We start from the raw sequence: 24,036 nt of genomic DNA, 5'->3' as shown, positions 1-24,036 counted from the left end.
CGTCCGGCACATCGGCGGATCGAGTTGACCGGCGCACGTCTGGCCGGTCCGCTTCTTTTGGCGCGCTCGTTTTCACGCGCCGCTCAGGCATTCACGCGCAACGCCCAAAGCCATGACGATCGAACCACAATCGCAGCACGGCGAACATAGTCCGTTGCGCCGTATCATCGGATCCGTGTTTGCCATTTTGCAAACACGTCTTGAACTGGTCGGCATCGAGCTCGCCGAGGAAAAAGACCGTTTGATCGGCGTGCTGTTCCTCGGCCTCGCGGCCATGATGCTCGCAACGATGGCCTTGATCGCATTGACGGCGCTCGTCGCCATCGCGTTCTGGGACACCTACCGATGGCAAGCGCTCGCCGGCATCACGGTGGTTTATGCCATCGCGGGAATAGCCTGTGCACTGAAAGCGCGCAGCGGTTTGCGCAATTCACCAGTGATGTTCGAAGCCACCCTTGCCGAGTTCGAAAAAGACCGCGAGGTGTTCCGCAAACCGTGACGCACGAGGCGTAACGGGTTCATCGGCGCACCTCGAATGCCCCGCGCCTTCGAAAAAACTTCGCCAATACCGCCAACACCAATACCTCGAGCGATTTGCAGCACGGTTTGACTGCCCCACCCTCACTGCCGCCGACACACCATGAGCCAAACCCGTTCCGATACCGCATTCCGCAACACACGCCCCCAGGCCAAAGATCTGAGTGCGCCGCACCTGCGAGCACTACGCAAGGAACTGCTGCTGGTGCGCGCGGATGTTGAACGCATGGAATTCGCTCAGGCGACCATCGAATTGCGGCAGGCAGTCAAGCACTTCAGCTGGCTCAAATTCATTCTGCCGGGCTTCGGCGGCCTACGCATGGGCAGGGGGTCGAAGGCGAACTTTCTCAACGCGGGGAGCATCGGCGCGCTCCTCAAGCAGTATCCGTTCGTTAGTTCGGTTGCTTCGCTGCTGTTGGCGAAACCGCTCCGCGCGACCCTTGCCGCGGGTGCAAAACCCGCACTCAAATGGGGCAGTCTTGCGCTTGCCGGTTGGGAAGCGTATCGAATCTGGAAGCAGATAAAAAAGGATTCCGCCGCGTCAGCCGACAGCGAGGAAGCCGCTGCTGACAGTGGGTACTAGAGCGCGGCGCAGGAAAGGTCTATTGGCATGCCGTTGCGTTTTGCTTGCCGCGTCATAGCGTTCCCGAGTAGCGCTCCCTAGCTCGTATTCCAGCATTCGCCGCTTGCCGGCACTGCACCGTTTGCGCCGCTTCTATTGCCTCGCAGCCCTGTCGCGTCCAGAGTGAAGGTGCCGCACGCATCGTCGCGCATCGGGCCGATTTCGGTCGGCACGGCCTCTACCGAATAACCACCGTTGGCATCATCCGCCGACAGCACTTGCAGCCGGTAGATCGGTGCGCCGAATTGCGGAGCCTGATCCAGACCCGGCGGCAATGTCGCAATGCCATCGCTTGCCGATCCCTCGACGAATTGCGCTGCTCGATAAACGGCCGACGCCGCGTCGACCCGATGTGTTCGCGCGACATGGTTCCGGTACGAGGGCACCGCAAAAGCGACCAGCGTGGCAGCGATTGCCAGTGCGATCATCAGTTCCAGTAGCGTAAATGCGGATAGGTGCGGCCTCGTCATGGACCTCCCGTCAAAATGGGCGTGCGGCAACGCGACGCCAATGGCGCTCAACTTGCTCGCCAGCGATCACGAGCTCCATCTGCAACCACACCTGCGATTCTTTGGCCTGGCCGAAGCCACGCGACGTCAGTAAATAGGCTCGGGCGTCGGCGCGAGTGCCCAGGCTCCACGCTTCGATCAGACATTGCGGCGCACGCCGCGATCCGGGCCATTGCGCGACAGGCACGACGGCTCCGGCTTCAAAGGCGGCTTCGCTCTTCCATTGCGTCGGCTCGCCGGATGAGAGCGGCGCCACTGGCTGCGATTCGAAGGCAGCCGCGGCGACCACGCCCCGGGCACATAAGGTCAACGCCGAGTCCGCGGCATGAAATGCCTGCAAATAGTCGCGCACGTTGTTGGCGCTGCGCGCCGCCGCCAGCGACGTCTCGAACCAGGCTGCGGAGGTGGTCAACATCATCGCGGCAATCAGCAGGACGATCGGCAGGACGATGCCGCTATTGCGAGCGCGTGATCTACGATCGGTACGGACAACGCGTGTCACTTGTTTCGACGACGCGCGGTATGTTGGATTGCAAAGCCCTCCTGTCACAGGGACTCCTCCGCGTGATTGCGTATCGCCACCCGCCGCCAGAAAGCCTGTCGCGCCCGCATGTCGGCGCCAGGAGTGCTCGCGCCATCGCAATCGACATAGCGCATACGCCGTCCTTGCGGCGCTCCGCGGACCAGCACGCAGAGATCGACGGCGACGATCTTTGCCCATTGACCGGCTGTCACCGCTGACGCGTCTACTGCGGCCAGCCCTCCGGCAAGCCAGTACTTGAGTCGCACGCGCTCGACGCCTTCGACCAGTGGCTGCGCGGACCCTGTCTTGCCATTGCCTTCGCAGTAGAGTTCCGGCTCACCCGTCGAACCGCTGACCCTGGCGAAGTAACGGTTGACCACCAATACGCCCTGCCCGCCGAGTGCCGCGTTGCTGTTCGTTACCGCCTGGCCGAGGCAGTCGGTCGATTGGCCGGTTGCTGACGGCCACGTCGACACGGTGTCCCCGACATAACGAACCACGATACCGTCCGAGTGGCCCGACACCGCCTCGCAGACAATGCTGTCGTCCGCGCCGGTCGGACGACCGCCCGAACAACCGAACAGCGGCGGCGGACTATTGAACCTCACGACGTCCGCAGGCACGAAGCCGGCCATTTGAATTTGCTGGCCCATCAGCGTAAGCGCGCTCAGGCCGGCTTCGCGCATTCGCATCGCATCGCCCGCACGCTCGAACACGTTACGCTGCGTTGTATAAAGCGAGACCGCGCCGGCGGTCACCAGCAGCCCTAACGCAATGGCGATCACAAACTCGACGAGCGTATGGCCACGCGCGATATCCATACGTTGCATCATCTTGCGAACGCCAGCGCAACGCACGAGGAACCCGTGGGGACATCCGCACCGCCGCACGACTCGGGTTTGTCGATGACATCGCCGGTGCGCGGCATGTCACGCAGGGTCGTCCACGTGACACGTGCGGCGGACACACCGTTGCGCTCCCCTACCGACGCCTCGCCATGCGGCAACAAGGCCGCTGCACGCGCGCTCCATTGTCTGCTCGCGGAATCGCCTGCCGAAGGCTCGCGCATCGCTTCGGCGACGGAATCCGCTATCCATGCCGCGTGCTCGCGCATCGCCATCGCACGGGCCTCGCGCGCAGTCCACAATTGACCGGCGATCAAGCCGAGCGCCGACACCGCCATCAGCGCAAGCGCCAGCATCACTTCGATCAGGGAACTGCCCTTATGCTTTGTTGAGCGCCTTGCTGGACAGTTACGCGCGCGCGGATTCGGCGGATATCGGCTCACGATGCCGCTCCACATCCGCCCTCGACAATCCGCGCGCGCCCGCCCGCCGCGATGCGGATGCAGCGCCGCCACTTGTCGCCCTGCGTCGCTTTCGACGGCACGCGCGGCGCAATGTCAAAGCTGCGAAAGGTGCCGATCAACTGCCCCGCCGGCGGCGTAAAGGTGAGATTTGTCTGCGTCCCCGTGATGCTGACTGCCGCGAGCAAAGGATGCGCGCGCAGTAGCGAGAGTGTGCTACCTCGCTCGGCCAGTACGGCCCAGCCACACGACCAGTCCGTGACGCCGTTGCCACACGCCTGGCCTGCGGCAAGACAATGCCGTGCGGCGTCGATTCGGCACACCGTGACGCGAGTGCCGCGGCGCAATGCCTCGCTGCGCGCATAGGCGAGCGTCGAGGCAAGCGCCTTCGCGCGTGCGTCGACCTGGTCCCGCAGGTGCCACGCAACGAACGACGGCGTCGCCATTACCGCGATGATCGCCAGCAGCGCGACAACGGCCAGTGTTTCGACAAGCGTAAAGCCGCGGCGCGGCCGCAAACAGACTGCTTCCCATTTCATCTGCATCCCTGATCGTTTCAAAGAATGCAGCCAATCTAGCGATTCGCAAGCGGGCCCACAATCGGCCGAATGGCCAGGTGGTACTCAGACGCTATCCCGCGCAAAAATGCACGCGTGACGAACCATAACGGGAGCGGAGATACAGATGCACGAACCTACGCAGCGAAAAACAGAAGCTGGCGCGCAACTTCAGGCGCGACAGCAATCAGCGCTTACGGGACGGCTTGGGAGGAGAAGATGCACGGCGAAATTCTTCGATTACGTCCTCAAATTCGGAGACGTCTTCGAAGCGCCGGTAGACGGAGGCGAAACGCACATAGGCAATGGTATCGAGCGCGCGCAACTCATTCATCACGAGTTCGCCGAGGCGCTCGCTGCGCACCTCACGCTCTCCGCTGCCGAGCAGTTGATACTCGATGCGGGCGACTGCCGCATCGATCGCGTCCGCTGCCACTGGGCGCTTGCGCAGCGCCAGTTGCATGCTTGCGACGATCTTGCGGCGATCGAATTCCGTGCGGCTGCCGTCCTTCTTGACGACCGACGGCAACGCCAGCTCGACCCGCTCATACGTCGTGAAACGTTTGTCGCAGGCCGGGCAGCGGCGGCGCCGGCGAATCGTCGCGCCGTCTTCGGATACGCGGGAATCCACAACTTGCGTATCGGCGTGACGGCAGAAGGGGCAGTGCATGGCGGCTTAGCGGTAAACCGGGAAGCGCTGGGTCAGCTCGGCGACTTGCGCCCGCACACGCTCGATCGTGGCTGCGTCTTCCGGGTTGTCCAGCACGTCGGCGATCAGGTTGCCCACCTGTTCCGCTTCCTTGACGCCAAAGCCACGCGTGGTCATGGCCGGCGAGCCCAGACGCACGCCGCTCGTCACGAACGGCTTTTCCGGGTCGTTCGGAATCGCGTTCTTGTTGACGGTGATGTGCGCCGCGCCGAGCGCAGCTTCCGCTGCCTTGCCGGTGATCTTCTTGGCGCGCAGGTCGACCAGCATCACGTGGCTTTCGGTGCGGCCCGAGACGATGCGCAGACCGCGCTTGACCAGCGTTTCAGCCAGCACGCGTGCGTTCTCGACGACTTGCTGCTGGTACGCCTTGAACTCCGGCGACAGGGCTTCCTTGAACGCGACGGCCTTGCCGGCGATCACGTGCATCAGCGGACCGCCTTGAATGCCCGGGAAAATTGCCGAGTTGATCTGCTTTTCGAACTCGGCTTTCATCAGGATCACGCCGCCGCGCGGGCCGCGCAGGCTCTTGTGCGTGGTGGTGGTGACGAAATCAGCATGCGGCACCGGGTTCGGATAGACACCCGCGGCGACCAGGCCGGCATAGTGCGCCATGTCGACCATGAAATACGCGCCGACCGACTTGGCGATCTTCGACATCCGCTCGAAGTCGATGCGCAGCGAAAACGCCGACGCGCCGGCCACGATCAGCTTCGGCTTGTGTTCCTGAGCCAGCGTCTCAGCGGCGTCGTAGTCGATGTCTTCGGCTTCGTTCAGGCCGTAGCTCACCACGTTGAACCACTTGCCCGACATGTTGACCGGCGAACCGTGCGTCAAGTGACCGCCGTGCGCGAGGCTCATGCCCATGATCGTGTCGCCCGGCTTGAGCATGGCGAAGAACACGCCCTGATTCGCCTGCGAGCCGGAGTTCGGCTGCACGTTGGCGGCTTCGGCGCCGAACAGTTGCTTCACGCGGTCGATCGCCAGCTGCTCGGCCACGTCGACATATTCACAGCCGCCGTAGTAGCGCTTGCCCGGATACCCTTCGGCGTACTTGTTGGTGAGTTGCGAGCCTTGCGCAGCCATCACGGCCGGGCTCGTGTAGTTTTCCGACGCGATCAGTTCGATGTGCTCTTCCTGACGGCGGTTTTCCTGCTCGATGACCTTCCAGAGTTCAGGATCGACGTTGGCGATGGTGCTTTGGGCTCTATCAAACATACGGATTCCGTTGAGTGTGTTCAGGTTGACCGGATCGTGCGCCGAATCTTGCGTAGAGGGTACGCAGCGCTGCTGGCGGCTGGGCCAGCCCTGACGTGGCGGATGGAGAGTCGCCGCACACGCAAGGCAGGACAGCCACCGTCAGCGCAGATCAATGCGCGCGGATCACGGCTGCCCAGGCGAACGGCAAAACGGCTCCCTGCGCTTCACGGTGGGTTGCTCCACCTTGAATCCGATTGCTTGAACCGGTTCTATCGCCAGTCACGCAGGGATGAGCGCGTTAGTTTATTGGAAGAGGATCGAATAGGCAACCGGCTTCCCGCCGCGCCGGCGGGCGCTCTCGAAGCCGGTCCTGGCGCCGCTGCGCGCGGCGCGCAAACGTCTGATGAAAGTACGCCCCGAACCCGCTCCGCCTCCCTGCCCCAGCCGCTGGTGCGGCTGGTTCATCCTTGCCGCAGCGCCGCATTGGAAGTAGGCTTGGGGCCTTTCTCTCTTACCGACCAGGGAACTGCAATGATCGTGTTCGTCACCGGAGCGTCCGCAGGATTCGGCGCCGCTATCGCCCGTGCTTTCGTCAAGGGCGGCCATCGTGTCGTCGCCACTGCGCGCCGCAAGGACCGCCTGCAGGTACTCGCCGACGAACTCGGCGACGCCCTTCTGCCATACGAGCTCGACGTGCGCGACCGCGCCGCCGTCGAAGCCGTGCCCGCCTCACTGCCCGCCGATTTCGCCGCGCTCGACGTACTTGTCAACAACGCCGGCCTCGCGCTTGGCGTCGAGCCGGCGCAAAAGGCCAGTCTGGACGAATGGAACACCATGATCGAGACCAACTGCACGGGTCTCGTCCAGGTCACGCATGCACTCCTGCCCGGCATGGTGGAACGCAACCGCGGCCATATCTTCAACCTGGGTTCGGTGGCCGGCCGCTGGCCGTACGCGGGCGGCAATGTCTATGGCGCCACCAAGGCGTTTGTGCGTCAATTCAGTCTGAACCTGCGCGCCGATCTGGCCGGCACCGCACTGCGCGTGACCGACATCGAGCCAGGCCTGTGCGGCGGCACCGAATTCTCGAACGTTCGTTTCCGCGGGGACGACGAAAAAGCAGCCAACGTCTACCAGAACGTGCAGCCGCTGACAGCCGAAGACATTGCCGACTCGATCTACTGGATCGCCACGCGTCCGGCGCACGTCAATATCAACACGATCGAGCTGATGCCGGTGGCCCAATCGTTCGCTGGTTTGAACATCCATCGCGGTTGAAATTGCCGCTGAGGCCCGCCAGGCGGGGCGCACATCTTGAAACAGACCTCGAGGTATGCGTTCCGGTAAAATGCGCGGCATGAATATGTCGACCAGCCAGCCCGGCACGGAAATCGGCTTCACGTGGCCAATCCGCGTGTATTACGAAGATACCGACGCCGGCGGCATCGTGTTTTACGCGAACTACCTGAAATTTTTCGAACGGGCGCGCACCGAATGGCTGCGCGCGTGCGGCGTCGACCAGAACCGGCTCGCCGGCGAAGCGGGTGCAATCTTCATCGTGCGCAGCACCGCCGTCGACTATCGGGCACCCGCCCGGCTCGACGATGTCGTCAAGGTGGTGAGCCGAATCGAACGTCTTGGCCGTGCGTCCGTCGATTTTGCGCAGGAAGCGTGGCGGGACGGCACGCTGCTTGCTTCCGGCTCCATCCGGGTCGGCTGCGTCGACCGCACCGGGTTGCGGCCGGTCGCGATTCCTCCACCGGTTCTCGCTGCGTTGCGGCGCGGGCCGGGCGTGAACGACAGTGGTATGTCAACGGACAACGACTGAACCCCGTTGTTACGGGGCCAGTGAACTCGTATCGATCAAGCAGCACAAAGCATGGTTCGGCTTGCAATATCGCCGACGCTTCCGTTTTGCTCACGGCAAGCTTCGAGTGACCTTGCAGCCGGACGCCCCCTTCCGGGACGTTAAAACGAACCTTTATGAACACTACACAAGATCTGTCGATCGTTTCTCTCGTACTCAATGCGAGCCTGCTGGCGCAGGCCGTCATGGCGCTGCTGCTTCTGCTGTCGCTGTTGTCGTGGACTTTCATCTTCCGCAAGTGGTTTGCGATCCGCCGGGCACGCGCGCAAACTGAGCGTTTCGAACGCGATTTCTGGTCGGGCGGCGACCTGCAGGCGCTCTATCAGAGCGCCGCGAACAACCGCCACACGATCGGCGCACTGGAACGGATTTTCGAGTCCGGCATGCGCGAGTTCCTGAAAGGCAAGGAAAAGCGCCTGAACGATTCAGGCGCGATTCTCGACGGCGCACGCCGCGCCATGCGCGCCGCGTTCCAGCGCGAAATGGACGTACTCGAGGCAAATCTGGCGTTTCTCGCGTCGGTCGGCTCGGTCAGCCCGTATATCGGTCTGTTCGGCACGGTGTGGGGGATCATGAATGCGTTCCGCGGCTTGGCCAACGTGCAGCAGGCCACGCTTGCGAACGTCGCGCCGGGCATTGCCGAAGCACTGACCGCCACCGCAATCGGTCTGTTCGCCGCGATTCCGGCCGTGGTCGCCTACAACCGCTACGCGCACGACATCGACCGTCTGGCGATCCGCTTCGAGACCTTCATCGAAGAATTCTCGAACATCTTGCAGCGTCAGGCACAGTAAGGAGTCCACGATGGCAGGCTCTTCCTCCAGCATGCGCGGCAGCCGTCAGCGCCGCGCGATGGCCGACATCAACGTCGTGCCGTACATCGACGTGATGCTCGTGCTACTTGTGATCTTCATGGTGACCGCGCCGCTCGTCGCCCCGTCGATCGTCAATCTGCCGACCGTCGGCGGCGCCGCGCCTCAGCAGCAGACCCCGCCCGTGATCGTGAATATTCGCGCAGACGGCAATATGAGCGTCAAATACAAGGACGATGCCGGCGCGCAGCAGCAGGAAGACATGACCAAGGCCGATCTGCGTGGTTTCATCACTGACCGCGCGCAGTCGCACCCTGACCAGCCTGTCGTGATCGCCGCCGACAAGACCGTGAAGTACGAAGTCGTGATGAACGTGATGTCCGAGTTGAAGGCTCAGGGTGTCAAGCGCGTTGGATTGCTCGTCAAATCACAATGATCCGCAAGAATTCCGAATACCCGCTTCAGCCACCGCGTGAACGCGGCACCTGGCGAGCCTTTGCGTTCGCCCTGGTGATGCACGCGCTGCTGGGGTTCTTCCTGTATCACGGCATTCAATGGCAGAACAGCACGCCGGAAGGTGCGGAAGCAGAACTGTGGACCGAGGTGCCGGATTCGGCGATTCCGCGACCGCCCCCGCCTCCGCCCGTTCCTGTCGCCCCTGCTCCGCCGCTACCTGACGAGCAGGCCGACATCGCGCTTCAGGAAAAGAAACGCCAGCAACAGGAAGCGGCGCGTCAGGCACAACTCGCCGAGCAGCAGCGTCAGCAGAAACTGCAAGCCCAGCAGGAAGCCGAGGCGAAGCGCCAGCAGCAACTGGCGGCCGATCAGGCTGCGCAACTTGCCGCGCAAAAAGCAGCGGCGGCCAAGCAGAAACAGTTGCAACAGCAGCAGGCTGACAAGCTGAAGCAACAGCAATTGGCCGAGCAGCAAAAGCAGCAACTGGAGCAGCAGAAACAGGCCGAAGCTGACGCGCAGAAGAAGGCCGATGCGCAGAAAGCGGCGAAGGCGAAGGCCCAGGCTCAGGCCGATGCAGCGGCGCAAGCCAAGAAACTGGATGCGGAACGTCGCGCGCGGCTTGCCCAGATGCAAGGTTCGGCGGGCGGCGCAGGCTCGACCGGCAACGGGCTCGCGAAGAGCGGCACGGGTAGCGGCTCGGGTGGCACGGCGACGTCGCCGGGTTACGCCGACAAGGTGCGTCGCGTGGTGCGCCCGAACATCTCGTGGGGTGGCGAAACGGAAGGTCTGGAGACCGTCATCTCCGTGCGCTGCTCGCCGACCGGCACACTGCTGGACGCGCAGATCTCGCGCGGCAGCGGCAACCCGGCGTGGGACGACGCGGCACTGCGAGCCGTCCAGCGTTCCAATCCGATGCCACAGGACATCGATGGAAAAACGCCGACCAGCTTCAAGATTACGTTGCGCCCGGCAGGTTGATCGCAGCAGTTTGACAGTCAGTTGACAGCAGACGCGGCGCCCCGCCCAGCGGGGCGCCCCCGGGAACGAATTGGATATTCGCGGGTCTCTCTGCTGTCATGAAGTGTTAGTAAAACCGTTTTTGGGGAAACCATTCAGCATGAGTTTGATGACCAAGCTAGGCCTGCGGACACTTGTAGCGTCGTGCCTGATCGCCGTCGGCGGCGCCGCCCACGCACAACTCAACGTCCTCGTAACGGGCGTCGGGTCCACCCAGTTTCCGATCGCAACGGCGAATTTCGCCAATGAAGCGAACTCGCCGCAGCAGGTCAGCACAATCGTGCGCCAGGATTTGCAACGCAGCGGGAAATTCACGAATATCGACGCGGGCAGCACACCGGTCGCGGAAACCGATTCCGTCGACCTTGGCAGCTGGAAGGCCAAGGGTGCCAACGCGTTCGTGTCGGGCAGCGTGAACCGTCTGCCGAACGGCCAGTACGAAGTGCGCTTCAAGCTGTACGACACCGTCAAAGGCGAAAGCCTTGGCGGCCTCGTGCTGGTGAGTCCGGAAAGCGGCTTGCGCATGAGCGCGCACAAAGTCGCGGACTATATCTACGCGAAGCTGATGGGCGGCCGCGGCGTGTTCGCGACGCGCCTGTCGTACGTGATCAAGACGGGCGGCCGTTATCAGTTGCAGATCTCCGATTCGGACGGCCAGGACGCGCACATCGCGCTGTCGAGTCCCGAGCCGATCATCTCGCCCGCCTGGTCGCCTGACGGCACCAAGGTCGCTTACGTCTCGTTCGAAAAGAAGAAGCCGATCGTCTATATCCACGACTTGCCTACGGGCCGTCGCGTGATCGTATCGGACCAGAAGGGTAACAACAGTGCACCGGCGTGGTCGCCGGATGGCCGTACGCTGGCCGTCGCGCTCTCGCGCACCGGCAACACACAGATTTTCGCCGTCAATGCGGACGGCAGCGGCCTGCGTCGCCTGACGCAAGGCAGTTCGATCGACACTGAACCGTGCTTCTCTCCTGACGGCCAGTCGATCTATTTCACCAGCGACCGTGGCGGCCAACCGCAGATCTACAAGATGTCGGCTCAGGGCGAGAACGCCGGCGCCGCGCAACGCGTGACCTTCACGGGCAGCTACAACACCAGCCCGCGCGTCAGTCCGGATGGCAAGCAGCTCGCCTATATCTCGCGCGTCGGCGGCGCCTTCAAGCTGTACATCCAGGACCTGCAAGGCAATACGGCGACGGGCTTGACGGACACCTCACATGACGAATCGCCGAGCTTCGCGGCGAACGGTCAGTACATTCTTTACGCCACACAGGTGAACGGCCGTGGCGTGTTGGCCGCAGTATCGACCGACGGTCGCACTCGGCAGGTCCTGTCCGTTCAGGGTGGCACTGTACGCGAGCCATCCTGGGGCCCGTTTATGCAGTAATGTTGATGCAATAACACAAGGAGAGTCACAAAATGATGTCAAAACTTCGTTTCGCATTTGCCGTATTGATGGTCGGTGCGTTGGCCGCATGTCACTCGGGCGTCAAGCTCGACGAAAACGCTAACAAGGGTGGTGCAGTTTCGACGCAACCGAATCCGACCGATGTCGCTCAGGTCAACGTCGATCCGCTGAACGATCCGAACAGCCCGCTCGCCAAGCGCAGCATTTACTTCGACTTCGACAGCTACTCGGTCAAGGACGACTATCAATCGCTGCTGCAACAACACGCGCAATACCTGAAGAGCCATCCGCAACGTCACGTCCTGATCCAGGGCAATACCGACGAACGCGGCACCAGCGAGTACAACCTCGCGCTCGGTCAGAAGCGTGCTGAAGCAGTGCGCCGTTCGCTGTCCCTGATGGGCGTGACGGACTCGCAAATGGAAGCCGTGAGCCTCGGCAAGGAAAAGCCGCAAGCTACCGGTCATGACGAATCGTCGTGGGCACAAAACCGCCGCGCCGACCTCGTGTACCAACAGTAAGTAACAGGTGATGAGCCGAATGACGCATCGTTTCTCCTGGCTGCGGTTTGCCGCAGCGGCCTGCGTCGCGGGCACGGCCTTCGCGGCTGTGCCCGCGCAGGCAGGCATATTCGACGACGATCAGGCCCGCCAGGCTATTCTCGATCTGCGTTCGAAGACCGATAGCCTGTCAAGCCAACTGTCGGCCGCACAGCGCACGATCCTCGATCAGTCCAACCGCCTCGACCAGCTGAATCAGCAGGTCGCGACGTTGCGTGGGCAGAACGAAGATATGGGCAACCAACTCGTCACGCTGCAAAAACAGCAGAAGGATTACTACACCGATCTGGACACGCGGCTGAAGAAATTCGAGCCACAGCAACAGACAGTGGACGGCGTCCAGGGTGAGGTGCAGCCGGGTGAGACCGATTCGTTCAATGCGGCTTCACAGCAGTTCCGCAACGGCGACTTCAAGAATGCGGCGGCGTCGTTCCGCAGCTTCATCGCCAAGTTTCCGAACAGCCCTTACCAACCGACCGCGCAGTACTGGCTAGGCAACGCGCTGTATGCGCTGCGCGACTACAAGGGTTCAACGGCGACGTGGCAAGGTGTGGTGAAGAACTATCCGCAGCATCCGCGCGCGCCGGAAGCGCTGCTCGCGATTGCGAACAATCAGCTCGAGCAAGGTCAAAAGGCTGCGGCCAAGAAGACGCTGGAGCAGATCGTCGCGCAGTACGGCGGCTCGGACGTTGCGCAGTCGGCTCAGAGCAAGCTGTCGCAGATCAAGTAGCCGTACAGGGTTTGGCAGTTGACGTAACGCGCAGTGGCCACGCAGTCTCCAAATCAACAGCCACGCGCGCCTCTCGCCGGAAAGCCCTGGGTAGCAATACCTCGGGCTTTTCACTATCTGAAGTGCGGATAGCTCGACAAACCACCATGGGTTGACAGCCCACGGGCGCCATCGCTATAATCTCGCTTCTCTTTTGGGTCGTTAGCTCAGCTGGTAGAGCAGCGGACTTTTAATCCGTTGGTCACAGGTTCGAATCCCGTACGGCCTACCAAAAGATTCAAGGGCTTAGCGTTCGCGCTAGGCCCTTTTTATTTGCCGGCGCGCAACGGGCACTCTTTTCTTTGTAGCGTACTTTACGGCTCGTCATCGGCCTCGGCGAGGGCGAGACAGGCGCGGAAAGCGTGCCCCGCTGTCCGCGCAGCATGCACGCGGACAGCGCGATTCACCACGACGCGACCTGTCACCCTCCGTCAGTCCTTCAGGCGGTCTTTTCCGAGGCAGCAGGGAACGGCAGCGACTGAATCCGCCTGCCGGTGGCCGCGAAGATCGCGTTCGCCACCGCCGGCCCGACCGGCGCGACCCCCGGTTCGCCGACGCCCGTCGGCGCTTCGCCCGATTGCACGATATGCACCTCGACCTTGGGCATCTCGGCGATCCGCAGCACCTGGTAGCCGTCGAAGTTGTTCTGCTCGACCTTGCCGTCCTTCAGCGTGATCGCGCCATGCAACGCCGCGCCGAGACCAAAGCCGACGCCGCCTTCCATCTGCGCCGCGATAACGTCGGGATTGATCGGCGTGCCGCAATCCACCGCACAGACAACGCGCTCCACTTTCACGTTGCCATCCTTGTCGACGGACACTTCCGCGACCTGCGCGACGAACGTCTTGAACGCCTCGGCGACCGCGATGCCGCGCCCGCGGCCTTTCGGCAACGGCCTCGCCGGATCCCAGCCCGCCTTCTGCGCAGCAAGTTCGAGCACGGCCCGCATGCGCGGTTCGTGCGCGAGCAGATCGCGGCGGAAGACGAACGGATCCTTGCCCGCGGCATGCGCGGCTTCGTCGATGAACGCCTCGACCGCGAATGCCGTGTGCGAGCTGCCGACCACCCGCCACCACAGCACCGGCACGCCGGTCTGCGTGGTCGTCAGTTCGACTGAGAGGTTCGGAATCGCGTAGGCCACGTTCGCGGCCCCCTCGACAGACGTCCCGTCGATCCCGTCCTTGACCATCACGCTGGCGAACGGCGTGCCGGCAAGGATCGACTGACCGACGATGCGATGCCGCCAGCCGACCAGCTTGCCGTCCGCGCTCAGGCCCGCGTCGAGCTTGTGGAAGTACATGGGCCGATAGAGGCCGCCGTGGATATCGTCCTCGCGGGTCCACTGCAGCTTGACCGGCGTGCCGTTCGCACCCAGCGCCTTCGCGATCGACACGGCCTCGACGATATAGTCCGACCGTGTGTTCGCGCGCCGCCCGAAGCTGCCGCCCGCATACAGCGTGTGAATCTTCACCTGCTGCGGATCGAGCCCGGCCGTGTGTGCGGCGTTGCCTTGGTCGACAGTCTGGAACTGGTCGCCGGCCCAGATCTCGCAGCTGTCGGCGGTGAGCTTGACGACGGCGTCGAGCGGTTCCATCGGCGCGTGAGCGAGATACGGGAACGTGTAGGTGGCCGATATCTTCTTCGCCGCGCCGGCAAGCGCCTGTGTCGCATCGCCGTCCTTGCGGGCGGATGCGCCCGGCTGTTCGGCGAGCTGCCGGTATTCGGCCATGATCGCGTCCGAACTGCGCTTTTCGGCCTTCGAATCGTCCCATTCGACTTTCAGCGCATCGCGGCCCTGCTTCGCCGCCCAGAAGCCCTTCGCGACCACCGCGACGCCCGCCGGCACCTGCACGACCGAGACGACGCCCGGCACGGCTTTCGCGGCCGACGCATCGAACGACTTGACCGTCGCGCCGAAGAGCGGCGGACGCTGCAGCAGCGCGACCAGCATGCCGGGGAACGTCACGTCGAGCGTGAACTGCGCGGTGCCGTCGGTTTTCGGCGGCACGTCGACGCGCGGCAGCTGATGGCCAATCAAACGAAAATCCTTCGGCGACTTGAGCGTGACCTTGTCCGGCACCGGCAAGCGGGCTGCGGCCGACGCGAGCGAGCCGTAGGTCGCGGTCCGGTTCGTCGCCGCGTGATGAACGCTGCCGTCGCGCGTCGTCAACTCGGACGCGGGCACCTTCCACTGAGCAGCTGCAGCGGAGACCAGCATCGCCCGCGCTTTCGCGCCGGCATCGCGCAATTGCATCCACGAGTTGGCCATTGCCGAACTGCCGCCCGTGCCCTGGATCGTACCGAACGCGAGATTCGCGTAGCGCTTCGCGTCGGCGGGCGCGCTTTCGACACGCACGTCCTGCCAGTTCGCATCCAGCTCTTCCGCGACGATCGTCGCGATGCCGGTGTACGCGCCCTGGCCCATCTCGACGTGCTTCGCGATGACCGTAACGCTGTTGTCCGGCGCAACGCGCAAAAACGCATTGGGCGCGAACGTCGCGTCGGGCATGGTGGCGGCGAGCGCGCGGCGACCCGTGCCCGCCCATTCGAAGCCGATGGTAAGACCGACTGCCGCGACGGCGCCGGCTGCTTTCAGGAAGGTCCGGCGCGACGGGCGTACCGAATCCTTGAGATCGAGATCGGTCGTCATGGTCAGGCCTTCAGGGTGGCAGCGGCTTCGTGGATGGCCGCGCGGATGCGGGTGTAGGTCGCACAGCGGCAGATATTGCCGTTCATTGCGGCGTCGATGTCGGCGTCGGTAGGCGTGGCGTTGTGTTCGAGCAAGGCTGTCGCGGACATGATCTGCCCGGACTGACAGTAGCCGCACTGCGGCACCTGCAGCTTGACCCACGCGGCCTGGATGGCTTTCGCGGGCCGGCTTTCGATGCCTTCGATGGTCGTGATGCGCTTGCCCGCGACGGCCGCGAGCGGCAGCACGCACGAGCGGGTGGCTTCGCCTTCCAGATGAACCGTGCAGGCGCCGCATTGCGCCATGCCGCAGCCGAACTTCGTACCGTGCAGGCCCGCGTTCTCGCGGATCGCCCAGAGGAGCGGCGTAGTGGGATCGGCATCGAGCGTAACGTTCTTGCCGTTGAGAACAAACGATGTAGACATGGAACCTCTCCGTGGGGAAAGCCCGAACTTGGCGCCGGGTGTACGCGGCAGTGTGTACCGGCCACCCGCCGTTATGCTTACACAATCCTGCAAAATTATTGAACAATGCTGCAAATTCAACAGGCCAGCCGCGCTTGGCCGGCAGCGGTTGAGTATGCTCGATTCCATCCACGGGTTTCCATGCGCATGAAACAGCACTCCTCCCGGCTCGATCCTTCGGCGGCGCGCGAAACGGCGCGCCGCGAACTCGCCGCGCTCATCAGCCGCTTCGCGCCGGCGGACGGCGCCTATCAGACGGCGATCCCGTCGCTGACGTTCTACCGGTATTCGCAGCCCGTCGATCTCGGCTGCGGCGTAACGAGCTCCGCATTCGTGTTCGCGGCGCAAGGCGCCAAGCGGGTCATGGTCGCGGGGCAGGCGTACGAGTACGATCATCTGCATTGCCTCGTGACGTCCGTCAATCTGCCGATGATGTCGCAGGTGACACGGGCGTCGTCCGACGCGCCCTATCTATGCGTGAAGCTCACGCTCGATCCGCAGCGGATCGTCGAACTGGCGACGCAACTGCGTTTGCCCGAACCGGATGCCACATCGGCAGGCGAAGGCATCGCTGTGGCCCCACTGTCCGCACCGGTTTTCGACGCGGCGCTGCGGCTCGTGCGCTTGCTCGATACTCCGGGTGACATTCCCGTGCTCGCGCCGCTCATTGAGAAGGAATTGCTCTACCGGCTGATGACGAGCGAGCAAGGGAAACGGCTGCGGCACGTCGCGGTGAATGGGAGCCAGACCTACCGGATCGTGCGTGCGATCGAGTGGATCCAGCACCACTACACCGAACTCTTGCGAGTGGAGACGCTGGCACAGGCGGTGAACATGAGCGTGTCGTCGCTCCATCATCACTTCAAGAACGTCACGACGCTGAGTCCGTTGCAGTATCAGAAGCAGTTGCGGCTGCACGAAGCACGCAGGTTGCTCCTCCAGCAGAGCGGAGATGTCGGGTCGGTGGCGATTCGAGTCGGGTATGACAGCCCTTCGCAGTTCAGCCGCGAATATAGCCGGCTCTTCGGTGCGCCGCCGCTTCGCGACGTCGCGCAGTTGAGGCGCCAGGAAGGCGTGGGGTTTGGAGAGTAGCGGCTCTTTCGCATGGGTGCGAAACATTCTCACAGCACACGTCACAAAGCCTCACTCAACCTCGAGTCCGCTCTTACACGACACATCCTCAATACCGAATAGATACAACGGACTCCAAACATTAATATTTATTGAGACATAAAGACGTGCAATGATCGCCGCCGATTCCGCGATTCATGCTGCAACGCTGCGCGAGCAGACGTTTCGGCAACACCGTAGATCCCTGCGCTTTCATTCCGTCAAGATGACCAATTTTCTGTTCGACCTCGTCTCGAACCTTGCATTGCTGGCTATCGTGCTGAGCGCGTGTCATCTGTGCAACCGGCTCGTGCCCAACGCCGCGCTCAACGGTGCGCACATTTTCGTCGCGCTGGTTTCGGCCGCCCTGCTGCTCGATGCCGCGCTGACCTTTCTCGTGTTCGCCGACGCGCAGAGTCGCTATGGCAAGTTCAGCACGTCGAGCGCGTTCTTCGAACGCACCGGCGCGTACGTGCTGGCGGCGATTGCCGCACTGACATGGCAGTACGCGGCACGTTGCATGCGCCCCGCCAGAACGAACAACAACAACAACACACTGGTCATTCGGACCTCCCCGCATTCCGAATCTCGCCTGCCGATGTAAGCTCAAGCAGCCCGCTTTCTTCCCGTACGCAATCCGCATCGTCAGCAGGAACGGACCTTGCGGTTGCGCGCGCCGTCGCATATAACTTTCGAAGATCGAGATTTACTGTTTGTGCCCGTCACCGGGCATTTGCCGCTGTATTGCACTACCGCCGTTCAATCAGTCGAAGGCAACTCAACCAGCGAGGAACATCTTGGATCTCGAAACCGTACGCGTATTCATCATGACCCGAGGCATCGACCTCGGCACCAAGGTACTCGGCGCAATCGTCTTGTGGATCGTCGGCCGGTGGGTCATTGGTCTCATCACCGGCTTGCTTCGCAAACTGCTTTCGAAAAACGGCCGCGTCGATCCAACACTCGCTCATTACCTCGGTTCGATTCTCGGCGCACTGCTGAACCTGCTGCTGATCCTGGCGATTCTGCAGGTGTTCGGCGTCCAGACTACCTCGTTCGCCGCGCTGCTCGCCGGCCTCGGTCTTGCGATCGGCACCGCGTGGGGCGGCTTGCTCGCGCACTTCGCCGCGGGCATCTTCATGCAGGTATTGCGGCCGTTCAAGGTGGGGGATTTCGTCATGGCGGGCGGCGTTACGGGCACGGTCTCCGAACTGGGCCTGTTCGGCACGACCATCGTGACGCCCGACAATGTGACAACCATCATCGGCAACAACAAGATCTTTTCGGACACAATCTCGAACTACAGCGCATTGCCGGTGCGGCGCGTCGAGCTGACCGCGAAGATTGCGAACGGCGTCGACCCGACCGACGCGATGAGCCGGCTGAAAGCGGCCGTCACGCAGATTCCTAACGTGGCGGAGAGCCCCGCACCGGATATCGAAGTGCTGAGCTTCACACCGGAAGGACCGTTGCTGTGCGTGCGACCCTACACACACACCGACCATTACTGGCAGGTCTACTTCGACACCAACCGCGCGATCATCCAGACCTTCAAGGATGCAGGCTATCCGACACCGGAGACACCGATTGCGCCGCGCATAGTCAGTTGAGCACGACCGGGGCGTAGGTCCCGGGATCGAGGCTGACGCTCGCTGAGGTGAAGCGTTTTTCCGCTGCCTCAGCGGCCCAACTCACCGAAGGCCGGACCGCAAAACGAAAACGGCGTCGCGAGATTCGCGACGCCGTTTGTTCGTCCAGCTTCGTACTGCGAGACGCGTCAGTGGTTGCCCGACTTGGCCGCGGCGTTCTTGCGCGTCACTTTCCACAGCGCGCCGAGCACAACCGGCACCACGGCCGCGCCGATACCCACCAGCACGATCAGGTTCAGATACTGCCTGATAAACGGAATGTTGCCGAAGAAGTACCCGAGGAACACCAGCAGCAACACCCAGAGCAGCGCACCCAGGATATTGAAAAGCTGGAACCGGCTAGCCGTCATCTCCGAGGCGCCCGCGACGAACGGCGCAAATGTCCGCACCACCGGAATGAAACGCGCCAGCACGATGGTCTTGCCGCCATGCTTTTCGTAAAAGTTATGAGTCTTCTGCAGCGCGCTGCGGTCGAGGAAACGTTCGAGGAAAGGGATGTGCGAATTGAACACCCGAGGCCCGATGGACCGCCCGACCATGTAGTTGACGGTGTTGCCGACAACCGCTGCGACGAGCAGCAGCACGATCAGCAAACCGAGATTCATTTCACCGGTCGCGCAAAAAGCGCCGCCGATGAACAGCAGCGAATCTCCCGGCAAAAACGGCAGGACGACCAGCCCGGTTTCGCAGAATACGATCAAAAACAGTACCGCGTAGACCCACGCGCCGTACTCGTGAATGAAGACCCCCAGAAACTTGTCGATGTGCAAGACAAGGTTGGCGAACTGTAGCAGCGTGTCCAAAAAGCGTCCTTTATTAAGCGAATGTGAGCATGGCGGGAGCGGCCGCGTCAGCAGCCTTGCGGGCGATGAGCTACGAGCACATGCTCGCCGCCGGAAATTGACCGCGTCATGATACCGAAAGTGCCCGGCTGCGATTAAAAAACTGCTCGCGCCGAATCGCTATAATTTCGCCATGTCAGAATTCTCCGAAACGCCTGCCGGCACCGCCGACGCGGCCGCAGTTTCCGCCGCCGCGCCCGTCCCACGCCCGTTGCGGGCGATCCAGCCCCTGCCCGATCAGTTGATCAGCCAGATTGCCGCCGGCGAAGTGGTCGAGCGGCCGGCCTCGGTGGTCAAGGAATTGCTGGAAAATGCGCTCGACGCCGGCGCGCAGACGCTGCGCATCCTGCTCGACGAAGGCGGCGTCAAACGCATCTCGATTACCGACGACGGCTGCGGCATCCCCGAAAACGAACTCGCGCTCGCGCTGATGCGGCACGCGACCAGCAAGATCCGCTCGCTCGCCGAACTGGAAGCGGTCGCCACGCTGGGGTTTCGCGGTGAGGCGCTGGCGTCGATTGCGTCGGTCGCGCAGATGACCATCACGAGCCGCACGGCTGACGCGCCGCATGCCGTGCGTGTCGACGCGCAAACCGGTGTGCTGAGTCCCGCCGCCGGCACCCAGGGCACCATGATCGAGGTCCGCGAGCTGTACTTCAATACGCCCGCGCGCCGCAAATTCCTCAAAAGCGAGCAGACTGAACTCGGCCATTGCCTCGAGCAGATTCGCCGCGCTGCGCTGGCGCGACCGGATGTGGCGATTTCGGTCCTGCATAACGGTAAGGCGGTCGAACACTGGAACGCCACCGAGCCGCCCGTGCGGGTCGCCAAGATTCTCGGCGAAACCTTTGCGACGGCTCATTTGCCGCTCGACGAATCCGCCGGGCCGCTCGCCGTCTATGGCTGTGCCGGCCTGCCCACAGCGAGCCGCGGACGCGCCGATCAGCAGTATTTCTTCGTCAATGGCCGGTTCGTGCGCGACAAGCTGCTTACGCACGCCGTGCGCGCCGCCTACGAAGACGTGCTGCACGGCGACCGCTATCCGTCTTACGTGCTGTTTCTCGATCTGCCGCCCGAAGCGGTCGATGTGAACGTGCATCCGTCGAAAATCGAAGTGCGGTTTCGCGATTCCCGTTCGATTCACCAGTTCGTGTTCCACGCGGTGCAGCGCGCGCTGGCGCGGCACGCGGGCGCGTCGCCGGAAACGACAGCGGGCGGGCACGCGGCGCATCTGGAAGCGTCGCCGGGTGGGCCGGCTTCGTTCGGCGCGACGCCGCTGGGCGGCGCGGGCGCGGGCGCCGGTGGCTTCGGTGGCGGGGCCAGTGCAGGCACAGGCGGCCTCGGCAGCGGCTTTGGTGGCGGATCCTCGCAGCCCGGCAATACCTGGATGCGTCAGGCGCGCATGACGCAAGGCACGCTGCCGGTTGCACAACCGCTGGCCTTCTACGACGCTCTATTCGGCCGCAGAGACACAAACACCGGCACAGCAGAAGGCGCGACGCTCTTCGAAGCGCGCGACTCGGCTGCAGAGGCCCCGTCCTCCTACAACACCTCGAGCCCCTACGCATCGCCTGCGTTCAATGCCTCGGACGAACAGCCGCTCGGCTTCGCGCTCGGTCAGATTCACGGCATCTATGTGCTCGCGCAGAACGCGCATGGATTGGTCATTGTCGATATGCATGCCGCGCACGAGCGCATCCTGTACGAGCAGTTCAAGAACGCGCTCGCCGATCGCACGATTGCCGTGCAGCCGCTGCTGATCCCGCAGACCATGCAGGCCGATCCGATCGAAATCGGCACGGTCGAGGAAGAGCGCGACACGCTGGACGCACTCGGCTTCGATCTCGCCGTGCTGTCGCCGACCACGCTCGCGATCCGAGCCGTGCCGGCCTTGTTGAAAGACGCCGATCTGCAGGCGCTGGCACGCGCAGTGCTCTCCGACCTGCATGCGTTCGGCGGTTCACGCGTGTTGACCGAGCGTCAGCACGAACTGCTCGGCACACTCGCCTGCCATCACGCGGTGCGCGCGAACCGGCGTCTGACGCTCGACGAAATGAACGCCCTGCTGCGCCAGATGGAGGCGACCGAGCGCGCCGACCAATGCAACCACGGGCGTCCGACGTGGTATCAGTTGACACTGTCCGATCTCGATCGGCTGTTCATGCGTGGGCAATGACGGTGCGCCTGATTCCGCTGATCCGGCGCGCGCCGTGTTGCCTATGAATTCACGCCCTTCGAGCACGCCCGCGCCGATCCCTTGCCTGCTCGGCCCGACCGCATCCGGCAAAACCGCTGCCGCGCTGGCGCTGGCCGCACGGCGGCCGGTTGAAATCGTCAGTGTCGATTCGGCGCTGGTCTATCGCGAGATGGATATCGGCACCGCCAAGCCGACGGCGGCAGAACGCGCGGTCGCGCCGCATCATCTGATCGACATCGTGGATCCGGCCAACGCGTATTCGGCGGCGGAATTTCGCGGCGACGCGTTGCGCCTGATCGGCGAGATCAGTGCGCGCGGTCGGCTGCCTTTATTGGTCGGCGGGACCATGCTGTACTACAAGGCGCTCACGCAGGGGCTAAACGACTTGCCCGCCGCCGATGCCGACTTGCGCGCGACGCTCGATGCCGACGCCGCACGCGACGGCTGGCCGGCACTGCATGCGCGGCTTGCCGCCGTCGATCCCGTTACGGCTGCGCGTCTCGCGCCGAACGATTCGCAGCGAATTCAGCGGGCGCTCGAAGTTTTCATGCTGACAGGCCAAGCGATGTCCGCTTTGCTGGCCGCGCCCGCTCGAACCGATGACGCCGCGCTGGCGTGGCGCTTCGTGCCCATTGCGTTGGAGCCTTCCGAACGGAGCGTGCTGCATACGCGCATCGAAAAACGCTTCGACGCCATGCTGGCCGAGGGTTTCATCGACGAAGTGGTGAAATTGCGCGAGCGCGGGGATCTGTTGCCCGAGATGCCGTCCATGCGCTGCGTGGGATATCGCCAGGTCTGGGAATATCTCGACGGAGCGATCGATTACTCGACCATGCGGGATAAGGGAGTCTTTGCAACCCGGCAATTGTGCAAGCGGCAGCTCACGTGGCTGCGCAGCATGACAGAGCGGGTTGTGGTGGACTGCTGCGATCCCAACGCTACCGGGCAGGTCGTCAGCTTGATTGAAGCGATAATTTGAAGTTTTTGCCCGCGCGGCGCTTTCTTTCGCGTTCTGTCTCTACGCCGCGCAGGCAAACCAGCCTTTGGCCAAGCTGGGTCTGGTTAGATCACTACCGTCTGAGCTTCACCGGCCGCGCTCTCGCGAATCACGCCGATCTTCCATACCTGCTCGCCGGCAGCCGACAAAGACGCGACCGCAGCGTCGGCATCAGCAGCAGACACAACCACCGCCATCCCGATCCCGCAGTTGAAAACACGGTGCATTTCCGCATCCGCCACGCCGCCGTGCTTCTGCAGCCACGAGAACAGCGGCGGCATCGGCCAGCTACGATGATCCAGCTCGGCCGTCAGACCTTCGCGCAAAACGCGCGGAATGTTCTCGACCAGCCCGCCGCCGGTGATGTGCGCCATGCCCTTGACAGCGATCTGCTGCATCAAGGCCAGCAAAGGCTTCACATAAATGTGCGTGGGCGCCATCAGCGCATCCGCCAACGAGCGGCCATCGAAGTCCGCGTTCAAATCCGGCTGCGCGCGCTCGATGATCTTGCGCACCAGCGAAAAACCGTTCGAATGGATGCCGCTGGAAGCCAGCCCCAGCACCACGTCGCCCGGGGCGATCGTGCTGCCGTCGATAATCTTGCTCTTTTCTACCGCGCCGACCGCAAAACCGGCCAGATCGTATTCGCCGTCTGGATACATGCCCGGCATTTCAGCCGTTTCGCCACCGATCAGCGCGCAGCCGGACAGTTCGCAGCCATGCGCGATGCCCTTCACGACCGTTGCCGCCGTACCGACGTCCAGCTTGCCGCAAGCGAAATAATCGAGGAAGAACAGCGGTTCGGCGCCCTGAACCAGAATGTCGTTCACGCTCATCGCCACCAGATCCTGGCCGACGGTATCGTGTTTGTTCAGCTGGAACGCGAGGCGCAGCTTGGTGCCCACGCCGTCCGTGCCCGAAACCAGCACCGGCTCCTTGTATTTCTTCGGCACCTCGAACAGCGCGCCAAAACCGCCGATGCCGCCCAGCACGCCGTCGCGCATCGTCTTTTTGGCAAAGGGCTTGATCGCGTCGACAAGGGCGTCGCCCGCGTCGATGTCCACGCCGGCGTCGCGATACGACAAACCTTGGGTGTCAGGGGCGGATTTCGGTTGATTCATGGGGAAGAGCAAGAAGGTCGGTAAAATGCGATTTTACCCGATGCCGACCAGAGTTGGCGCTTCAGCGCTTACTCTGGTCCCATACAGAGTTGCCGGCCGTCTGGCTGGAATT

The 24,036-nt window shown here is 63.1% G+C and carries 26 protein-coding genes, 1 tRNA gene and 1 riboswitch; of the genes, 16 read left to right on the top strand and 11 right to left on the bottom strand.

What is annotated here, in order from left to right:
* Positions 1-112 precede the first annotated feature (112 nt).
* Both DSC91_RS28630 and DSC91_RS28625 read left to right on the top strand, forming a co-directional pair.
* Positions 113-499, top strand: coding sequence for a phage holin family protein (locus tag DSC91_RS28630; RefSeq protein WP_115781935.1), 387 nt, complete (start codon positions 113-115; stop codon positions 497-499).
* 141 nt (positions 500-640) lie between these two features.
* Complete coding sequence (locus DSC91_RS28625; RefSeq protein ID WP_115781934.1) at positions 641-1,120, top strand: DUF3318 domain-containing protein; 480 nt, start codon at positions 641-643, stop codon at positions 1,118-1,120.
* A 77-nt stretch (positions 1,121-1,197) separates the two neighbouring features.
* Here the strand turns inward: DSC91_RS28625 and DSC91_RS28620 are convergent, their stop codons facing one another.
* The 7 genes from DSC91_RS28620 to glyA form a co-directional block, all read right to left on the bottom strand.
* A complete protein-coding gene (locus tag DSC91_RS28620; protein WP_115781933.1) occupies positions 1,198-1,629 on the bottom strand; it encodes a type IV pilin protein in 432 nt (143 codons plus the stop codon).
* A gap of 10 nt (positions 1,630-1,639) precedes the next feature.
* Complete coding sequence (locus tag DSC91_RS28615; RefSeq protein ID WP_373291917.1) at positions 1,640-2,170, bottom strand: pilus assembly PilX family protein; 531 nt, start codon at positions 2,168-2,170, stop codon at positions 1,640-1,642.
* Between the two features lie 44 nt (positions 2,171-2,214).
* On the bottom strand, positions 2,215-3,024 hold the full coding sequence (locus DSC91_RS28610) for a PilW family protein (protein ID WP_115781932.1): 810 nt from the start codon (positions 3,022-3,024) through the stop codon (positions 2,215-2,217).
* Positions 3,021-3,479: a type IV pilus modification PilV family protein gene (locus tag DSC91_RS28605; protein WP_268238874.1), complete on the bottom strand. Its 459-nt coding sequence runs from the start codon at positions 3,477-3,479 to the stop codon at positions 3,021-3,023. Before DSC91_RS28605 ends, DSC91_RS28610 begins: the two co-directional genes overlap by 4 nt.
* The gene (locus DSC91_RS28600) at positions 3,476-4,042 is read right to left on the bottom strand and encodes a GspH/FimT family pseudopilin (protein WP_167470529.1); all 567 of its coding nucleotides are present in this window, start codon (positions 4,040-4,042) and stop codon (positions 3,476-3,478) included. The genes DSC91_RS28605 and DSC91_RS28600 overlap by 4 nt, the downstream gene beginning before the upstream one ends.
* A 199-nt stretch (positions 4,043-4,241) precedes the next feature.
* On the bottom strand, positions 4,242-4,724 hold the full coding sequence (gene nrdR, locus DSC91_RS28595) for a transcriptional regulator NrdR (protein ID WP_027799387.1): 483 nt from the start codon (positions 4,722-4,724) through the stop codon (positions 4,242-4,244).
* A 6-nt stretch (positions 4,725-4,730) separates the two neighbouring features.
* Positions 4,731-5,978 (bottom strand): serine hydroxymethyltransferase, encoded by a 1,248-nt coding sequence (gene glyA / locus DSC91_RS28590; RefSeq protein ID WP_115781930.1) that lies wholly within the window; start codon positions 5,976-5,978, stop codon positions 4,731-4,733.
* A 166-nt stretch (positions 5,979-6,144) separates the two neighbouring features.
* Positions 6,145-6,253, bottom strand: a riboswitch (ZMP/ZTP riboswitch).
* A gap of 238 nt (positions 6,254-6,491) precedes the next feature.
* Between glyA and ydfG the strand changes: the two genes are divergently transcribed.
* The 9 genes from ydfG (at position 6,492) to DSC91_RS28540 (ending at position 13,087) form a co-directional block, all read left to right on the top strand.
* Positions 6,492-7,238, top strand: a complete 747-nt coding sequence (gene ydfG / locus DSC91_RS28580) for a bifunctional NADP-dependent 3-hydroxy acid dehydrogenase/3-hydroxypropionate dehydrogenase YdfG (RefSeq protein ID WP_115781929.1) — start codon at positions 6,492-6,494, stop codon at positions 7,236-7,238.
* Between the two features lie 70 nt (positions 7,239-7,308).
* A complete protein-coding gene (gene ybgC, locus DSC91_RS28575; protein WP_115781928.1) occupies positions 7,309-7,788 on the top strand; it encodes a tol-pal system-associated acyl-CoA thioesterase in 480 nt (159 codons plus the stop codon).
* Between the two features lie 155 nt (positions 7,789-7,943).
* Complete coding sequence (gene tolQ, locus DSC91_RS28570; RefSeq protein ID WP_012431821.1) at positions 7,944-8,621, top strand: protein TolQ; 678 nt, start codon at positions 7,944-7,946, stop codon at positions 8,619-8,621.
* Between the two features lie 10 nt (positions 8,622-8,631).
* Positions 8,632-9,075 (top strand): protein TolR, encoded by a 444-nt coding sequence (gene tolR / locus DSC91_RS28565; protein ID WP_115781927.1) that lies wholly within the window; start codon positions 8,632-8,634, stop codon positions 9,073-9,075.
* Positions 9,072-10,073, top strand: coding sequence for a cell envelope integrity protein TolA (gene tolA / locus DSC91_RS28560; RefSeq protein WP_115781926.1), 1,002 nt, complete (start codon positions 9,072-9,074; stop codon positions 10,071-10,073). The genes tolR and tolA overlap by 4 nt, the downstream gene beginning before the upstream one ends.
* Before the next feature lie 139 nt (positions 10,074-10,212).
* Complete coding sequence (tolB, locus tag DSC91_RS28555) at positions 10,213-11,505, top strand: Tol-Pal system beta propeller repeat protein TolB (protein ID WP_115781925.1); 1,293 nt, start codon at positions 10,213-10,215, stop codon at positions 11,503-11,505.
* A 32-nt stretch (positions 11,506-11,537) separates the two neighbouring features.
* The gene (pal, locus tag DSC91_RS28550; protein ID WP_035552920.1) at positions 11,538-12,047 is read left to right on the top strand and encodes a peptidoglycan-associated lipoprotein Pal; all 510 of its coding nucleotides are present in this window, start codon (positions 11,538-11,540) and stop codon (positions 12,045-12,047) included.
* Positions 12,048-12,066: 19 nt separating this feature from the next.
* Positions 12,067-12,816, top strand: a complete 750-nt coding sequence (gene ybgF, locus DSC91_RS28545) for a tol-pal system protein YbgF (protein WP_115781924.1) — start codon at positions 12,067-12,069, stop codon at positions 12,814-12,816.
* Between the two features lie 195 nt (positions 12,817-13,011).
* A tRNA-Lys gene (locus DSC91_RS28540) sits at positions 13,012-13,087 on the top strand.
* Positions 13,088-13,294: 207 nt separating this feature from the next.
* On the opposite strand, the gene DSC91_RS28535 is transcribed toward DSC91_RS28540, so the two are convergent.
* The gene (locus tag DSC91_RS28535; protein WP_115781923.1) at positions 13,295-15,505 is read right to left on the bottom strand and encodes a xanthine dehydrogenase family protein molybdopterin-binding subunit; all 2,211 of its coding nucleotides are present in this window, start codon (positions 15,503-15,505) and stop codon (positions 13,295-13,297) included.
* A gap of 2 nt (positions 15,506-15,507) precedes the next feature.
* On the bottom strand, positions 15,508-15,969 hold the full coding sequence (locus DSC91_RS28530) for a (2Fe-2S)-binding protein (protein ID WP_115781922.1): 462 nt from the start codon (positions 15,967-15,969) through the stop codon (positions 15,508-15,510).
* Positions 15,970-16,155: 186 nt separating this feature from the next.
* Here DSC91_RS28530 and DSC91_RS28525 point away from each other — a divergent pair, with 186 nt between their 5' ends.
* From DSC91_RS28525 to DSC91_RS28515, 3 genes are all read left to right on the top strand, one after another.
* The gene (locus DSC91_RS28525; RefSeq protein ID WP_175172078.1) at positions 16,156-17,100 is read left to right on the top strand and encodes an AraC family transcriptional regulator; all 945 of its coding nucleotides are present in this window, start codon (positions 16,156-16,158) and stop codon (positions 17,098-17,100) included.
* Between the two features lie 244 nt (positions 17,101-17,344).
* Positions 17,345-17,722 (top strand): hypothetical protein, encoded by a 378-nt coding sequence (locus DSC91_RS28520; protein WP_115783541.1) that lies wholly within the window; start codon positions 17,345-17,347, stop codon positions 17,720-17,722.
* Between the two features lie 193 nt (positions 17,723-17,915).
* The gene (locus DSC91_RS28515) at positions 17,916-18,728 is read left to right on the top strand and encodes a mechanosensitive ion channel family protein (protein ID WP_115781920.1); all 813 of its coding nucleotides are present in this window, start codon (positions 17,916-17,918) and stop codon (positions 18,726-18,728) included.
* Positions 18,729-18,895: 167 nt separating this feature from the next.
* Here the strand turns inward: DSC91_RS28515 and DSC91_RS28510 are convergent, their stop codons facing one another.
* A complete protein-coding gene (locus DSC91_RS28510; RefSeq protein WP_115781919.1) occupies positions 18,896-19,570 on the bottom strand; it encodes a DedA family protein in 675 nt (224 codons plus the stop codon).
* Between the two features lie 172 nt (positions 19,571-19,742).
* Between DSC91_RS28510 and mutL the strand changes: the two genes are divergently transcribed.
* Together mutL and miaA are read left to right on the top strand one after the other, a co-directional pair.
* Entirely contained in the window at positions 19,743-21,785 is a 2,043-nt protein-coding gene (mutL, locus tag DSC91_RS28505) for a DNA mismatch repair endonuclease MutL (protein WP_115781918.1), read from the top strand.
* Positions 21,786-21,828: 43 nt separating this feature from the next.
* Positions 21,829-22,785, top strand: a complete 957-nt coding sequence (gene miaA, locus DSC91_RS28500; RefSeq protein ID WP_115783540.1) for a tRNA (adenosine(37)-N6)-dimethylallyltransferase MiaA — start codon at positions 21,829-21,831, stop codon at positions 22,783-22,785.
* Positions 22,786-22,868: 83 nt separating this feature from the next.
* Here the strand turns inward: miaA and purM are convergent, their stop codons facing one another.
* On the bottom strand, positions 22,869-23,924 hold the full coding sequence (gene purM / locus DSC91_RS28495) for a phosphoribosylformylglycinamidine cyclo-ligase (protein WP_115781917.1): 1,056 nt from the start codon (positions 23,922-23,924) through the stop codon (positions 22,869-22,871).
* Between the last annotated feature and the right edge of the window lie 112 nt (positions 23,925-24,036).

This window comes from Paraburkholderia caffeinilytica (genome assembly GCF_003368325.1).
In the GTDB taxonomy this organism is placed as follows: Bacteria; Pseudomonadota; Gammaproteobacteria; order Burkholderiales; family Burkholderiaceae; genus Paraburkholderia; species Paraburkholderia caffeinilytica.
The sequence above is the reverse complement of the archived record's forward strand: the minus strand, read 5'-3'. Positions and strand labels throughout refer to the sequence as shown.

Excerpts from the sequence above, each read along its gene's own strand:
- tolA (WP_115781926.1), top strand. The coding sequence starts at position 9,072 with ATGATCCGCAAGAATTCCGAATACCCGCTTCAGCCACCGCGTGAACGC.
- mutL (WP_115781918.1), top strand. The coding sequence starts at position 19,743 with ATGTCAGAATTCTCCGAAACGCCTGCCGGCACCGCCGACGCGGCCGCA.
- DSC91_RS28520 (WP_115783541.1), top strand. The coding sequence starts at position 17,345 with ATGACCAATTTTCTGTTCGACCTCGTCTCGAACCTTGCATTGCTGGCT.
- pal (WP_035552920.1), top strand. The coding sequence starts at position 11,538 with ATGATGTCAAAACTTCGTTTCGCATTTGCCGTATTGATGGTCGGTGCG.
- tolQ (WP_012431821.1), top strand. The coding sequence starts at position 7,944 with ATGAACACTACACAAGATCTGTCGATCGTTTCTCTCGTACTCAATGCG.
- tolB (WP_115781925.1), top strand. The coding sequence starts at position 10,213 with ATGAGTTTGATGACCAAGCTAGGCCTGCGGACACTTGTAGCGTCGTGC.
- nrdR (WP_027799387.1), bottom strand. The coding sequence starts at position 4,724 with ATGCACTGCCCCTTCTGCCGTCACGCCGATACGCAAGTTGTGGATTCC.
- DSC91_RS28610 (WP_115781932.1), bottom strand. The coding sequence starts at position 3,024 with ATGATGCAACGTATGGATATCGCGCGTGGCCATACGCTCGTCGAGTTT.
- tolR (WP_115781927.1), top strand. The coding sequence starts at position 8,632 with ATGGCAGGCTCTTCCTCCAGCATGCGCGGCAGCCGTCAGCGCCGCGCG.
- DSC91_RS28630 (WP_115781935.1), top strand. The coding sequence starts at position 113 with ATGACGATCGAACCACAATCGCAGCACGGCGAACATAGTCCGTTGCGC.
- DSC91_RS28620 (WP_115781933.1), bottom strand. The coding sequence starts at position 1,629 with ATGACGAGGCCGCACCTATCCGCATTTACGCTACTGGAACTGATGATC.
- ydfG (WP_115781929.1), top strand. The coding sequence starts at position 6,492 with ATGATCGTGTTCGTCACCGGAGCGTCCGCAGGATTCGGCGCCGCTATC.
- glyA (WP_115781930.1), bottom strand. The coding sequence starts at position 5,978 with ATGTTTGATAGAGCCCAAAGCACCATCGCCAACGTCGATCCTGAACTC.
- miaA (WP_115783540.1), top strand. The coding sequence starts at position 21,829 with ATGAATTCACGCCCTTCGAGCACGCCCGCGCCGATCCCTTGCCTGCTC.
- purM (WP_115781917.1), bottom strand. The coding sequence starts at position 23,924 with ATGAATCAACCGAAATCCGCCCCTGACACCCAAGGTTTGTCGTATCGC.
- DSC91_RS28600 (WP_167470529.1), bottom strand. The coding sequence starts at position 4,042 with ATGCAGATGAAATGGGAAGCAGTCTGTTTGCGGCCGCGCCGCGGCTTT.
- ybgF (WP_115781924.1), top strand. The coding sequence starts at position 12,067 with ATGACGCATCGTTTCTCCTGGCTGCGGTTTGCCGCAGCGGCCTGCGTC.
- DSC91_RS28530 (WP_115781922.1), bottom strand. The coding sequence starts at position 15,969 with ATGTCTACATCGTTTGTTCTCAACGGCAAGAACGTTACGCTCGATGCC.
- DSC91_RS28535 (WP_115781923.1), bottom strand. The coding sequence starts at position 15,505 with ATGACGACCGATCTCGATCTCAAGGATTCGGTACGCCCGTCGCGCCGG.
- DSC91_RS28625 (WP_115781934.1), top strand. The coding sequence starts at position 641 with ATGAGCCAAACCCGTTCCGATACCGCATTCCGCAACACACGCCCCCAG.
- ybgC (WP_115781928.1), top strand. The coding sequence starts at position 7,309 with ATGCGCGGCATGAATATGTCGACCAGCCAGCCCGGCACGGAAATCGGC.
- DSC91_RS28525 (WP_175172078.1), top strand. The coding sequence starts at position 16,156 with ATGAAACAGCACTCCTCCCGGCTCGATCCTTCGGCGGCGCGCGAAACG.